We start from the raw sequence: 13,407 nt of genomic DNA on the forward strand, positions 1-13,407 counted from the left end.
CCGCCTCCCTCCGGTCGGTGTTCCGGTCCACCGTCACGGGATGTCCGTCTCCTCCGGGGCGACGGCGTCCGGCCCGGCCGGTGTGGCCGCCGCCAGCCGGGCCGCCTCGGCGTCGCGCAGCAACTGCCGACGCTGCACGTACGCCTCGGTGCCCTTGCTCGGCTTGCGCCGACGGGGCGGCGCGGTGACACCGGGGGCGAGTTTACGGGCGGAGACCAGGAACGCGGTGTGCGCGATCATCCGGTGGTCGGGTCGGACGGCCAGCCCTTCGGCGTGCCAGTCGCGCACCAGCGACTCCCAGGCCCGCGGCTCGGTCCAGCCGCCCCGCTCGCGCAACGCCTCCACCAGCTCGGAGAGCTGGGGGGTGGTGGCCACGTACCCGATCAGGACCCCACCGGGGACGAGGGCCCGCTCGACCATGTCGAGCATCTCCCACGGGGCGAGCATGTCCAGGATGATCCGGTCGAAACCGGTCTCCGGGCAGTCGGCGACGTCGCCGACGCGCAGCCGCCAGGCCGGGTGCGGGCCGTTGAAGAACGCCTCGACGTTGCGGCGGGCGATCTGGGCGAAGTCGTCGCGCATCTCGTAGGAGTGCAGCTCGCCCCCGGTGCCGACGGCGCGCAGCAGCGAGCAGCTCAGCGCCCCGGAGCCGGCGCCGGCCTCGAGGACCTTCGCGCCGGGGAAGATGTCACCCATCGCGACGATCTGCGCCGAGTCCTTCGGGTAGATGACCTGCGCGCCGCGCGGCATGGAGAGCACGTAGTCCGAGAGCAGCGGGCGCAGGGCGAGGAAGGCGGTGCCGCCACCGGAGGTGGTCACCACGCTGCCGTCGGGGAGTCCGATCAGGGCGTCGTGTTCGAGGATGCCCCGGTGGGTGTGGAAGGCCTTGCCGGGTTCCAGGGTGACCGTGTGCATCCGCCCCTTCGGGTCGGTGAGCTGGACCCGGTCGCCGGGGCGGAAGGGCCCCCGGTGCACGGGGGGCAGCGCCGGCGGGTCGGCGGGCACCGGGGTGCCGTTCTCGGCCGGGAGGGCGGTGGGGTGTGCGGTCACGTGTTCATCTTCCGTTTGGGTTCCAGGAGCTGCGCCAGATCCGCGATGTGCAGAACGCCGACGACATCTTCGCCTGACGTCACGACGTACTGTGCGCCCGGGTGGGTCTGCACGGCCTCCACCACGCGTTCCCCGTCGAGCCCGACCGGCAGGGCGGGCACCCCGGCCAGCGACCGGGCCACCTCGTCCACCGCCAGCCAGGGCCGTCGCTCGGGTGGCACCGCCGCGACGCGGGCCGGGTCGACCAGGGCGACCGGGCGACCGGCGGAGTCGGTGACGGCGAGCGCGGCGCCCGGGGGCCCGTTCTCGGCCCGGCGGCGCTGCGCCTCGGCCAGCGGGGTGCCGCTGGGCACCCCGAGCAGCGGGCGGGCCAACCGGGACAGGTCGACCAGCGGGAACCGTCGGCTCATCCGGGCGATCCGGATCGACTGGCCGGCGCCCCGCCAGAGGGTCGCCGCGACCAGCAGCACCAGCGGCAACGCCAGCGGCGCCAGCACGTCCCGCACGGTCAGCACGGTGACCAGGAGCGCCGTGCCCAGGGCGACGACCCGCCCGACCCAACCGGCGATCTCGGTGGCGAGGTGCCGGTCGCGGGTGGCCGACCAGATCGCCGCCCGCAGCGCCCGCCCGCCGTCCAGGGGCAGACCGGGCAGGATGTTGAAGACCGCGACGACGACGTTGCTCACCGCGAGTTGGAAGGCGAGCTGGTGCGCCAGGGTGCGGTCCGGCAGGGCGAGGGTGGCCGCCACGGCGGCGACGCCGAGCACCGCCGAGACCGCCGGCCCGGCGAGGGAGATCACCAGGTCGACCCGGGGGGACGGGGCGTCCCGCTCCATCTCGGTGTACCCGCCGAGCAGTTCCAGGGTGATCCCCCGCACGCCGATGCCGTACCGGCGGGCGGTCAGGGCGTGTCCGAGTTCGTGCAGCAGCACCGAGCCGAGCAGGGACACCACGAACCCGACGCCGATGAGGTAGCCGGCGAACGGGGAGAGCCCGAGCTGACGGCGGGCGAACACCGCGTACAGGACGGTGACCAGCAGGGCCAGCAGGACCATCGAGGTGTCGAGGCGCAGCGGCACCCCGAACACCCGGCCCACGGCCAGGCCGGGACGCCGGTCGGACCGGGAGCGCGGGCGGGGCTTCTCCTCCATCGGGACGATGCTACGGACCGGAGCGGGCGTCTCCTCGGGTCGGTTCGGCGCGGCGACGAGGTGTCCCTGTCACACCGGTGCCCTAACCTTCCTGGACATGACGGCGGAACCGGTGACCACCCAGCAGCAGACGGCTCCGACGCAGGTGCCCCCGACGGTCCGGGCGTCGCTGTCGCCGTCCCGGGCCGCCGACTTCAAGACCTGCCCGCTGCTCTACCGGTTCCGCAGCATCGACCGGCTGCCCGAGCGACCGTCGGTGGAGCAGGTCCGGGGCACGCTGGTGCACGCGGTGCTGGAGCGGCTGTTCGACCTGCCGGCCGCCGGCCGGACCCCGACCGCCGCCGGCGACCTGGTCGCCCCCCAGTGGGACCGGCTGGTCACCGAGCAGCCGGAGCTGGCCGACCTCTTCCCCGGCGACGACCCGGCCGCCGTGGCCGACTTCCTCCGCTCCGCCACGGCCCTGCTCGACGGATACTTCACCGTCGAGGACCCGCAGCGGTTGGAGCCGGCCGAGCGGGAGAGCCTGATCTCGGCGGTGGTCGACGACGAGCTGCTGATCCGGGGCTACCTCGACCGGCTCGACGTGGCGCCGGACGGCGCGCTGCGGGTGGTCGACTACAAGACCGGCGGTGCGCCCCGCGAGGCGTTCGAGGCGCGGGCGCTGTTCCAGCTCAAGTTCTACGCCCTGGTGCTCTGGCGCACCCGGGGGGTGGTGCCACGGGTGTTGCGCCTGCTCTACCTGCGCGACGCCGAGGTCTGCGACTACACCCCCGACGCCGAGGAACTGGAGCGGTTCGAACGCACGGTGGTCGCCCTGTGGCGGGCGATCGAGCAGGCCACCGAGCGGCGCGACTTCCGGCCGAGGCCCAGCCGGCTCTGCGACTGGTGCAGTCATCAGGCGCACTGCCCCACCTTCGGCGGGACCCCGCCGCCGTTCCCGGAGACGGCGGCGGGCGCCGACCCGCTGCGGGACGCCCGCTCCCGGCCGGCCCCGCCACCGGGCGCGGACGAGTGAGAGGACGAGCCGTCCTCCTCCACGAGGATGAGGCAGGGTTCACCGTCGGCGACGATCACCCCGGCCCGGGGACGGATAGCGTCGTGGTGTGACCGAGCTCCCCCACTGGCTGCGTCGACGCCCGCTCGCCGCGGACGTGCTCTTCACCGTCGGCCTGGTGCTGGTGGATGTTCTGTTCACCCTGCTCACGCCCCGGGAGTTCTGGCCGAGGCAGCTTCCGGTCGCGCTCGGCTGGAGCGTGCTCTGCGCCGCGCCGGTGGCGGTCCGCCGGGCGGCGCCCTGGCTGGCGGTCGGCGCGGCGGTGCTGACCCTGCTCCTACCGGCCCTGCTCGGGTACGCTCCGGCCACGCAGAGCATCACGTTCGTGGTGCTGACGTACACGATGGCGGCGAACCGGCCGATCCGGCCGGCGGCCCTGGCCGCGCTGGTGCTCTGGCTGCCGGTCGCGGCGCTCAACGTGCTCGTCCCGCCGACGGGTGTGTTCACGCTGACCCCCGCCGTCCTGGTGCTGAACAACCTGCTGGTCGGTCTGGTGTCGTTCTCGGTGGGCCGGGCGGTGCACGCCCGCCGCACCTCCACGGAGGCGCTGCGGGAGCGGGCCCGGGTGGCGGAGGCGAACCAGCGTTCCCTGGCCGAGCAGGCGGTCGCCGACGAGCGCCGCCGCATCGCCCGCGAACTGCACGACGTGGTGGCCCACCACGTCAGCGTGATGGGGGTGCTCGCCACCGGTGCTCGGCGGGTGCTGCGCCGGGATCCGGACGCCGCCGACGAGGCCATCGCCACCATCGAGGACACCAGCCGGTCCACGCTGCGGGAGATGCGCCGGCTGCTGGACGTGCTGCGCACCGACGAGCCGGCCGCCGACTTGGCGCCGCAGCCCGGCCTGGCCGGCATCGAGTCGCTGGTCGAGCAGGTCCGCGAGGCGGGGCTGCCGGTGACGCTGACCGTGGAGGGCACTCCCGGTCCGCTGGAGGAGGGGGTGACCCTGACCGTCTACCGGATCGTGCAGGAGGCCCTGACCAACGCGCTCCAGCACGCCGGCCCGGCGACCGCGCAGGTCGCCCTGACCTTCGGTGACGTGTCGCTGGACGTGGAGGTCACCGACACCGGCCGGGGGCCCGGCCTCGACACACCCGACCGGATCGGACACGGTCTGGTCGGGATGCGCGAACGGGTCGGCCTCTACGGTGGGGTCCTGCGCACCGGCCGGCGGCCCGGCGGCGGTTTCCAGGTCAGTGCGACGTTACCGATGGAGCAGCTCGCGTCCGGCGCGGGCGCCCGGCACGGCAGGAGTGTGGCATGACCGAGGGTACGACGCGGCCGGTACGGGTGCTGCTCGCCGACGACCAGCCGCTGCTGCGTACCGGCTTCCGGATGGTGCTGGGGGCGGAGGACGACCTGGACATCGTCGCCGAGGCCGGGGACGGCGTCGAGGCGGTGGACCTGTCCCGCCGGCTCCTGCCGGACGTGGTGCTGATGGACATCCGGATGCCCCGGATGGACGGGGTGGCGGCGACCCGCGCGATCGTCGAGGCGCGACTGCCCGTGCGGGTGCTGATCCTGACCACCTTCGACCTCGACGAGTACGTGGTGGGGGCGCTGCGCGCCGGGGCCAGCGGCTTCCTTGCCAAGGACGTGCCGGCCGAGGACCTGGTCACCGCGATCCGGACGGTCGCGGCGGGCGAGGCGGTGGTCGCGCCACGGATCCTCAAACGGCTGCTGGACCGCTTCGCCGACCTGCTGCCCGACCCGTCGTCGACGCCGCCGAAGCGGCTGGGCTCGCTGACCGACCGGGAACGGGAGGTGCTGGTGCAGGTCGCCCGGGGGCTGTCCAACGCCGAGATCGCCCGGGCCCTGTCGGTCAGCGAGACGACGATCAAGACGCACGTCGGTCACGTCCTGACCAAGCTGGGCCTGCGGGACCGGGTGCAGGCGGTGGTGCTGGCGTACGAGTCGGGTCTGGTCCGGCCCCGGGGCTGACCCGCGCCGACCGGCTCCCCGGGTTGCCGCGGCCACGTAGCGTGACGCACGGGAACGGGTTGTCCGCTGCGTCGTTTGACCCTGACGTGACGTCAGCTCCTACCGTCGGTCACGCCGACCCGGGACGGGCCACGCTCAGGGGTCACCCCGAGTACGGGATCGGGGCCGACCCGCAGCGGAAAATCCGTTCCCGTTCCGCCTCCGGGCGGACGGATCGTCCCGGCCGGGGGCCGAGGATGACATCATGCCGCACCGACCAGCGGGGGCGGTGCGGCGGCAGAAGCTATTCGAGGGGGAACGGTGACCGTTATGGTGGACCGCCACGCGCAGGTCGCGGCCCGCGCCAGTGAGGTGTGGAAGGTGTACGGCAGCGGCGAGGCCCAGGTCCTCGCGCTGCGCGGGGTCGACGTGGAGTTCGAACGCGGCCGTTTCACCGCGATCATGGGTCCGTCCGGCTCGGGCAAGTCGACGTTGATGCACTGCCTGGCCGGGCTGGACACGGTCACCCGGGGCAGCGTGTCGATCGGCGACACCACGGTGACCGGACTGAAGGACGCCGGGCTGACGAAACTCCGCCGCGACCAGGTCGGTTTCATCTTCCAGCAGTTCAACCTGCTGCCGACGCTGACCGCCAAGGAGAACATCCTGCTGCCGCTGTCGATCGCCGGCCGCAAACCCGACCCGGCCTGGTACGACACCGTCATCGACACGGTCGGTCTGCGGGACCGGCTGGACCACCGGCCGAGCCAGCTCTCCGGCGGCCAGCAGCAGCGGGTCGCCTGCGCCCGCGCCCTGGTCTCCCGCCCGGACGTGATCTTCGCCGACGAGCCGACCGGCAACCTGGACTCCCGTTCCGGCGCGGAGGTGCTCCGCTTCCTGCGTAACTCGGTCCGGGAGCACGGGCAGACCATCGTGATGGTCACCCACGACCCGACGGCCGCCGCGTACGCCGACCGGGTGGTGTTCCTCGCCGACGGGCAGATCGTCTCCGAGCTGATCGAGCCGACCGCCGACACCGTGCTGGACACCATGAAGAAGCTGGACGCCCCGGTGACCGAGGTGACCAACTGATGCTCCGGGCGACGCTGAAGAGCCTGCTGGCCCGGAAGGTCCGCCTGCTCCTGTCCGGCCTGGCGGTGGTACTGGGCGTCATGTTCGTCTCCGGCGCGTTCGTGCTCACCGACACCCTCGGCCGCTCCTTCGACGCGATCTTCGCCGACGCGTACGAGGGGATCGACGTCAACGTCACCGCCAAGCCGAAGATCGCGGTCGACGAGGCCCAGGGCGAGCAGGTCGCGCCCCCGTTCCCAGCCGCCGCCCTGGAGAAGGTCGACACGCTGCCCGGGGTGGCCGAGGCCACCGGCGTGGTCGGCGCGCAGGGCGCCCGGCTGATCGGCAGCAACGGCAAGGTGGTGCCCACCCTCGGCCCGCCGCAGCTGGGCGGCAACTGGCTCGGCGAGAGCGACCTGGTGCGGCTGCGGGAGGGACGCGAACCCCGCGCCGACGACGAGATCGTGGTCAACGCGGCCCTCGCCGAGGCGGCGAAGGTGTCCGTCGGGGACCGGGTCGGCGTGCTCACTCTCGAACCGAAGCGCGAGTTCACCCTGGTCGGGGTCTTCGGCTACAGCGGCGACCGGGACAGCATCGGCGGCGCGCACGAGGTCATGTTCACCACGCCGGTGGCGCAGCGGCTGATGCTCGGCCAGCCCGGCGCGTACAGCAGCATCGCCGTGCGCGCCGCCGACGGCGTACGTCCCGAGGCGCTGCGCGACGACGTGGCGGGCGTCCTCGGCGCCGAGTACGACGTGAAGACCGGCGAGCAGGCCTCCGAGGCCGCCTCGGCGGGGTTGAAGGAGGGTCTGTCGTTCTTCAACCAGATCCTGCTCGGCTTCGCCGGGGTGGCGCTGCTGGTCGGCACCTTCCTCATCCTCAACACGTTCTCGATCATCGTGGCGCAGCGCACCCGGGAACTGGCCCTGATGCGGGCCATCGGCGCCAGCGGCCGGCAGATCATCGGCTCGGTGGTCCTGGAGGCCATCGCGGTGGGGCTGCTCGCCTCGGCGCTCGGCCTCGCCGCCGGCATCGGCATCGGCGCGCTGCTGGCGTACTTGTTCGGGCAGTTCGCCGGCGGGCTCACCCTGGCCGGACTGGCCGTACCCCCGGCGGCGGTGATCAGCTCCTTCGCGGTGGGCATGCTGATCACGCTGGTGGCGGCGCTGCTGCCGGCGTTGCGGGCGTCCCGGATCCCGCCGATCGCGGCGATGCAGGACGTCGCCACCCCGGACCGGCCGCTGACGAAGATCACCGTCGCCGGGGCGGTGGTCACCACCGTCGGCGCGGTCCTGCTCGCGCTGGGCCTCACCGACAACGCCGGTGGGAACACCCTGGCCGCCATCCTCGGCGGCGTGCTGTTCGCGTTCGTCGGGGTGGCCCTGCTCACCCCGCTGATCAGCCGGCCGGTGGTGTCCCTGCTGGGGGCGGTCTTCGCCTGGTCCGTGCCGGGCAAGCTGGGCCGGCTCAACTCCGGGCGCAACCCGCGCCGCACCGCCATCACCGCCGCCGCGCTGATGGTCGGCATCGCCCTGGTCACCGGCGTGACCGTGGTGCTGGACTCGGCGAAGTCGAGCATCGCCGACCGGGCGGCGGACACCATCGACGCCGAGTTGACGATTTCCGGGGCACAGTCCGGCCCCCGGCAGCCGACCTTCGACCCGGCGGTGATCGACAAGGCCGCCGCGCTGCCCGGGGTGAGCACCGCCGTCGGGCTGTTCAACGACTTCGCCGAGGTCGACGGGGAACAGCGGTACGTCAACGCCGCCACCGACCTGGCCGCCGTCGAACGGATCTTCCACGCGAAGGCCACCTCCGGCAGCCTCGCCACCCTCCGACCCGACCAGATCGCGCTCAGCGAACCGGTCGCGAAGAACCGGGGCAAGGCTGTCGGCGACACCCTCACCATCCAGTTCGCGCGCGGCGCCCGGCACACCTACACGGTCGCCGCGATCGTGCCCGAGGACCGGCTGCCCGGCTCGTACCTGCTGCCCCGGGAGAGCGCCGCGGACTTCACCGTCCCGCAGCCTTACCTGGCGCTGGTGCAGCTCGCCGACGGCACCAGCATCGGGCAGGTGCAGCCCCGGCTGGAGGAACTGGTCGCCGACAGCCCGGAGGTATCGGTCGCCGACCGGGCGGCCTTCGTCGAGCAGCAGACCGGAGCGTTCGACCAGTTGCTCACGATGATCCAGATCCTGCTCGCGCTGGCGATCGTGATCGCCGTGCTCGGGATCGTCAACACGCTGGCCCTGTCGGTGCTGGAACGCACCCGCGAGCTGGGCCTGCTGCGGGCCATCGGGCTGCGACGGGCGCAGACCATGCGGATGATCACCGTTGAGGCCGTGGTGATCTCGGTCTTCGGCGCGCTGCTCGGCGTGGTGGTCGGCACCGGGCTCGGGGCCGCCGTGGTCCGGGCCCTCAAGGAGGAGGGCATCACCGACCTGGTCCTGCCCTGGTCGCAGATGGGCGTGTTCCTGGGGCTCGCCGCGCTGATCGGAGTGATCGCCGCAGCCCTCCCGGCGATCCGGGCCGCCCGGATCAACGTCCTCGGCGCCATCGCCCACGACTGACAGAGCGGCTGGGTAGGTAGGCACCTCGGCTGGTTGGTAGGAGGGGACCCCTGTTACCGCTTTTTGCGGAGCAGGGGTCCCCTGCTACCACCTGACGAGCAACAGGGGAAGCCGGCTACCCGGCGGGCGGGGCGGTCGGTGGGCGGAGCAGGGCCGCCAGCACGGCCAGGTCCACGCCGTCGAGGCTCTCCCGCAGGTGCACCCCGTCGACCGCCTGCACCGGCACCTCCGCCGGCACCGCCAGCACCGCCGCACCGGCGGCCAACGCGCTGGCCACCCCGGTCGGCGAGTCCTCGATCGCCACGCACCGGTCGATCGGCACGCCGAGCAGCCGCGCCGCCGTCAGGTACGGCTCGGGGTGCGGCTTCGTCGCCTCCACCTCGTCGCCGCAGACCACCACGTCGAAGCTGTCCCGGCCGAGGGTGTCCAACGCGATCTCCACCAGCCGCCGGCCGCTGGAGGTGACCAACGCGGTCGGCAGGCCGGCGGCGCGGACCGCCCGGAGCAGGGCCGAGGCACCAGGACGCCAGGGCAGTCCGGTGCGGAACAGCTCCACGATCCGGTCGTCGATCCACGCCGCGCTGACCGCCGGGTCACGCCACGGCTGCGCCAGGTCGGCATGCAGGATCGCCATCGAGTCGGCCATGCTGGAGCCCACCATGGCGAGCCGGGCCTCCTCGGAGAGCCTGCCCCCGTACTCGGCGGCCAACTCGTAGAGGGCGACGTCCCAGAGCTTCTCACTGTCGACGAGGGTGCCGTCCATGTCGAAGAGCACGGCGGCGGGCGGCTGGCTGCTCAGCGGATCCTCCCGGGTTGCGGCGGTCCCGGCGATCCTCGCAGCCCCGCCCACCGCCGGTGGCACCGGTCCCCGGCGGGGAGACGTGGGTCAACCGCTGGTCAACCCAGGCGACAGGCGGAGAGGGAGCTCTCGTACCCGGAGAGGAACGCCTCGGTGCGCTGCCGGGCGGTGCCGTGCGAGCCCTCCGCGAACCACGGCTGGCCCGGGTCGTCGGCGACGGCGAGCAGGCCCTCCCGGAACTCCTCCAGGTCGCCCTCCTCCAGTTGCAGCACCCCGGCCTGCACCGACCCGCCCAGGTACGCCCCGGCCATGCAGTCGGCCTGGAGTTCCTGCTCGATGGTGTACTGGTGGCGGACCCGGAGCCGGGCCTGGATGCCGTGGGCGTACTCGTGGCCGAGCAGGTAGTACAGGAACGCGTCGCCGATCTGCCGGAACGCCGACACCGCCCAGGCCACGTCGTAGGCGATGAAGTCCCCCGCCGGGCAGTACACCGCGTTGTTGCGGGGCACCGCCTGCCCACCGCAGGAGATCTCCCCCTCCCGCTGGTACGGGACGATCCGCCGGATCGGCTGGAACCGCTGCCCCGACGCCCGGAACTGGGCCGACCAGTACGTCTCCGCCGATCCGACCGCGTCGGCGATGTCCTCCTGGAACGCCTCGACGCTGGTCGGCGAGTCCGCCCGGGTGGTCCCGTCCCGCGAGGTCGTACCCGGGCCGGACTCTCCCGGGCCGGCGCCCCCGTCGGTGACCGGGCCGACCGCGCAGGCCGCCGCCGCGACCAGTGCCACGACCAGACCGGTGAGCCGGCCCCGGAACCGGCCGTCGGCGGATCGTGTCACGGTGCCCTCCCCGGCATCGGCGGTACGACCAGCAGTACCCAGACCGGATCGTGATGATGCCTGCCACCAGGCCCGTTCCGACGTCGGTGGCACCGCTCACGGTGGTCGTCACACCGCGTCCGCCACTCAGTCGAGCTGCGCCAGCGTCCGACCGATGTTGTGCTCGGCGATGGCCAGCATGCCGGCACGGCCCGGAAAGGGGCCGTCGAGCAACCGCAACGGCCCCTCCACCAGCGACAGGTGAAGGGCCAGCCGGTAGAACCGCAGCCGGTCGACGTCCAAGCCGCCGACGGCGAGGTGGTGGTACCTCTCACCGAACCGCAACTCCAGGAAGGCGTGTTCCCACTCGACGTCGAGGTATCCGGCTCCCTCGACATCGATCAGCACCGGTTCGTCGTGGTCGTCGACGAGCACGTGGTCGGGTCCGAGTTCACCGTGGATCAGCCCGAACCGGGCACGTGGGGCCAGCACCGCACACCGTTCACGGAGCGCGCCGGCCAGTCGGTCCCGCACCTGGGCGATTCGGTCCACACGACGGGCGACGGCGGCGAGGTGGCGCAACACCGGCTCGGCCCGGTCCGGATCCCGTACGGTCAGCCGTTCCAGGCTGCCGCCCCGGACGTCCTCGACCACCGCCACGTCACCGGGAACCAGCCGCCGGCTGCGGTCGAGCAGGACGATCCCGGGCACCCGCACACCAGTCTCGGCGATCTCCCGGTGCGCCGCCACGAAAAGATCGATGCCGGCGGCGTCGGCGAAGGTGCTCCGGTCCGGGTCCACGGCCGGGGGCCAGTAGTTCTCGTCGTCGTTCCACACGTACCCGATGCCAGTGCTCCCGTCGTTCAGGCTCAACCGGTAGACACCCTTGCGGGTGCCTCCGGTGAGCCGCTGCGCCGACCGTAGCTGCCGTCCGTACGCCTCCCCGGCCACCGCGCGAAGGTCCTCGGTCGTCAGATGCCCATGTCCACCGGTCACCGATGCATTCTGCCGGGCGAGTCGGTTCGGGACCCGTTTGCCAGGGCGGCACACGCCTCTCCCGCGCCCTCCGCAGCGGATCGCCCGAGCAGTCCACGGCGGGACGGCGGAACTACGCTCGTCGCCGGAACGACGGGGACGGCGGCAACGCCGGGAAGGACGGCACCGTGACCATCGACCGCATCGGGCCGCCGTTGACCGGCGGCGAACGCGAGACGCTCCGCGCCTTCCTCGACTACCAGCGGGCGACCCTGGCGATGAAGTGCGAGGGCCTGACCGACGCGGATCTGCGCCGTCGGTCCATGCCTCCGTCGACGCTCACCCTGCTCGGGCTCGTCCGGCACATGGCGGAGGTGGAACGCACGTGGTTCCGTCGGGTCATCGCCGCCGAGGACGTCCCGCTGGTCTGGTCCGACCGGGGCGACTACCAGGTGGCGTACGACGCGGGCGCGGCCACCCGCGCCGAGGCGTTCGAGGCGTGGCACGCCGAGGTCGCCCACGCCCGCCGGATCGAACGGGACGCGGCGTCGCTCGACGTCACCGGCCACCAGGCCCGCTGGGGCCAGGACGTGTCGCTGCGGCTGGTGATGGTGCACGTGACCCTGGAGTACGCCCGGCACAACGGGCACGCCGACCTGATCCGCGAAGGCATCGACGGGGCCGTCGGCGCATGACCCGTGCTGCGACGTCCACCGGCCGAGGGTCCCGGGCACGGATCAGTCGGCGGCGACCACGAGGGCCCGTCGGTACTCCCGCGTCCACTCCGCGTCCTGCTGGTCCGCCGGCAGGCTGTCCAGACCGGCGCGGAGACTGTCCGCCGCCGCCGTCTCGTCGCCGAGCGCCAGGTAGGCCAGCCCCAGGTTCATCCGGCAGAAGGTCGGCGTCAGCCAGTACGCGTGAGAGGGCGGAGGAACGGACCCGGCGGCCGTCGTGAGGTCGCTCGCCTCGCCGAGCAGGCGGTCGGCCGCGACCCGGTCACCGAGCAACGCGTACCCGTGGGCGGCCTGCGCCGCGTCGCCGATCCGCTGCAGGACCGACGACCCCGGCGTGTGGAACGCGGCGAGGAAGTGCCGCACGATCCCGCGCGGGTTGCCGCGCTGCCGTTCGACGTAGCCACGGAAGTTCTCCACCTGTGCGGCGAGCGGGCCGCTGTCGGCCGCATCGGCCTGCTCACCAGCCTCCACCAGCACCCGCACCGCCTCGGCGTCGTTGCGGGCCTCGGCGTGCAGCCAGCCGACGAACTGGGTCCACTCCGCCGCCACGGCGTGCAACCCGGAGGCGTGCGGTCCCCGGGCCCGTACCGCCAGATCCTGCACCGTGCGCCACTGCGGCACCGCCCACGACAGCATCGCCGACGCGGCGACCGCGTCGTCGAGGCGGCGCTGATGAGCCAGCACGTCGGCCAGGAGACGGACTGCCGACGCGTCCAGCCGCGTGGGACGGGAGATCACGTACGCGAGGCGCTGGTCGTCGTCGCGGGTGGTCACGGCCGGGGTGTCGACGACCATGGCGGCAAGCGTCCCACCGGCCCGTAGGGCGTCGTCCAGGTGCCGGGCCACGTCGCCGGTCGGCTGGGCACGGCCGGTCTCGAGATCGTGCAGGTAGCTCTTGCCGTAGAAGACGTCCCGGGCCAGACCGCGCAACGACATGCCCCGCTCCCGGCGCAGTCGGGCCAGTTCGGCGGAAAACCGCGGGTCGACGACGGCACGGACACGAGCTGACATGGGTACTCCCCAGGTGACGGACCGGCCCATGGGCTACCACTGTCGACGGTAGCGCTACGGACGGTGTCTCCGCATCGACGGTGTGTCCGCCGTACTGCGGCCGAGGTCGCGGACAGGGTCCGAGCCGTGGCCGGGGCGGGCCGGAGAGGGTCCGGGCGTGCCACCAATGACCGGGTCGGTTCTCCGCCGTCACAGCCCAGGCGCGACGCAGGTTGAGTAGTGGTACTCATGCGCTACGGAACGGACCTACGACA

The 13,407-nt window shown here is 73.1% G+C and carries 12 protein-coding genes; 6 read left to right on the forward strand and 6 right to left on the reverse strand.

What is annotated here, in order from left to right; translation table 11 throughout:
• Nucleotides 1–33 precede the first annotated feature (33 nt).
• Both GA0070618_RS30260 and GA0070618_RS30265 read right to left on the reverse strand, forming a co-directional pair.
• The gene (locus tag GA0070618_RS30260) at nt 34–1,050 is read right to left on the reverse strand and encodes a tRNA (adenine-N1)-methyltransferase (RefSeq protein WP_414467540.1); all 1,017 of its coding nucleotides are present in this window, start codon (nt 1,048–1,050) and stop codon (nt 34–36) included.
• Entirely contained in the window at nt 1,047–2,105 is a 1,059-nt protein-coding gene (locus GA0070618_RS30265) for a M50 family metallopeptidase (RefSeq protein WP_414467619.1), read from the reverse strand. The genes GA0070618_RS30260 and GA0070618_RS30265 overlap by 4 nt, the downstream gene beginning before the upstream one ends.
• A 193-nt stretch (nt 2,106–2,298) precedes the next feature.
• On the opposite strand from GA0070618_RS30265, the gene GA0070618_RS30270 reads away from it, so the two are divergent.
• The 5 genes from GA0070618_RS30270 to GA0070618_RS30290 all read left to right on the forward strand — a co-directional run bounded on the left by GA0070618_RS30270 (nt 2,299) and on the right by GA0070618_RS30290 (nt 8,816).
• Nucleotides 2,299–3,216: a RecB family exonuclease gene (locus GA0070618_RS30270; RefSeq protein WP_088984680.1), complete on the forward strand. Its 918-nt coding sequence runs from the start codon at nt 2,299–2,301 to the stop codon at nt 3,214–3,216.
• A gap of 88 nt (nt 3,217–3,304) precedes the next feature.
• Nucleotides 3,305–4,519: a sensor histidine kinase gene (locus GA0070618_RS30275; protein WP_088984681.1), complete on the forward strand. Its 1,215-nt coding sequence runs from the start codon at nt 3,305–3,307 to the stop codon at nt 4,517–4,519.
• Entirely contained in the window at nt 4,516–5,196 is a 681-nt protein-coding gene (locus GA0070618_RS30280; RefSeq protein ID WP_088984682.1) for a response regulator, read from the forward strand. The genes GA0070618_RS30275 and GA0070618_RS30280 overlap by 4 nt, the downstream gene beginning before the upstream one ends.
• A gap of 300 nt (nt 5,197–5,496) precedes the next feature.
• Entirely contained in the window at nt 5,497–6,267 is a 771-nt protein-coding gene (locus GA0070618_RS30285; protein WP_088984683.1) for an ABC transporter ATP-binding protein, read from the forward strand.
• A complete protein-coding gene (locus tag GA0070618_RS30290; RefSeq protein ID WP_088984684.1) occupies nt 6,267–8,816 on the forward strand; it encodes an ABC transporter permease in 2,550 nt (849 codons plus the stop codon). Before GA0070618_RS30285 ends, GA0070618_RS30290 begins: the two co-directional genes overlap by 1 nt.
• A 115-nt stretch (nt 8,817–8,931) precedes the next feature.
• Here GA0070618_RS30290 and GA0070618_RS30295 read toward each other — a convergent pair whose 3' ends face one another.
• The 3 genes from GA0070618_RS30295 to GA0070618_RS30305 all read right to left on the reverse strand — a co-directional run bounded on the left by GA0070618_RS30295 (nt 8,932) and on the right by GA0070618_RS30305 (nt 11,429).
• On the reverse strand, nt 8,932–9,591 hold the full coding sequence (locus tag GA0070618_RS30295; protein ID WP_088985951.1) for an HAD family hydrolase: 660 nt from the start codon (nt 9,589–9,591) through the stop codon (nt 8,932–8,934).
• Nucleotides 9,592–9,713: 122 nt separating this feature from the next.
• Nucleotides 9,714–10,547: a neutral zinc metallopeptidase gene (locus GA0070618_RS30300; protein WP_269148459.1), complete on the reverse strand. Its 834-nt coding sequence runs from the start codon at nt 10,545–10,547 to the stop codon at nt 9,714–9,716.
• A gap of 33 nt (nt 10,548–10,580) precedes the next feature.
• Complete coding sequence (locus GA0070618_RS30305) at nt 10,581–11,429, reverse strand: phosphotransferase (protein WP_231931520.1); 849 nt, start codon at nt 11,427–11,429, stop codon at nt 10,581–10,583.
• A gap of 167 nt (nt 11,430–11,596) precedes the next feature.
• Between GA0070618_RS30305 and GA0070618_RS30310 the strand changes: the two genes are divergently transcribed.
• The gene (locus GA0070618_RS30310; protein ID WP_088984686.1) at nt 11,597–12,103 is read left to right on the forward strand and encodes a DinB family protein; all 507 of its coding nucleotides are present in this window, start codon (nt 11,597–11,599) and stop codon (nt 12,101–12,103) included.
• Nucleotides 12,104–12,145: 42 nt separating this feature from the next.
• On the opposite strand, the gene GA0070618_RS30315 is transcribed toward GA0070618_RS30310, so the two are convergent.
• Nucleotides 12,146–13,153 (reverse strand): helix-turn-helix domain-containing protein, encoded by a 1,008-nt coding sequence (locus tag GA0070618_RS30315; RefSeq protein WP_088985953.1) that lies wholly within the window; start codon nt 13,151–13,153, stop codon nt 12,146–12,148.
• Nucleotides 13,154–13,407 lie beyond the last annotated feature (254 nt).

The sequence above is a fragment of the Micromonospora echinospora genome (genome assembly GCF_900091495.1).
GTDB lineage: Bacteria > Actinomycetota > Actinomycetes > Mycobacteriales > Micromonosporaceae > Micromonospora > Micromonospora echinospora.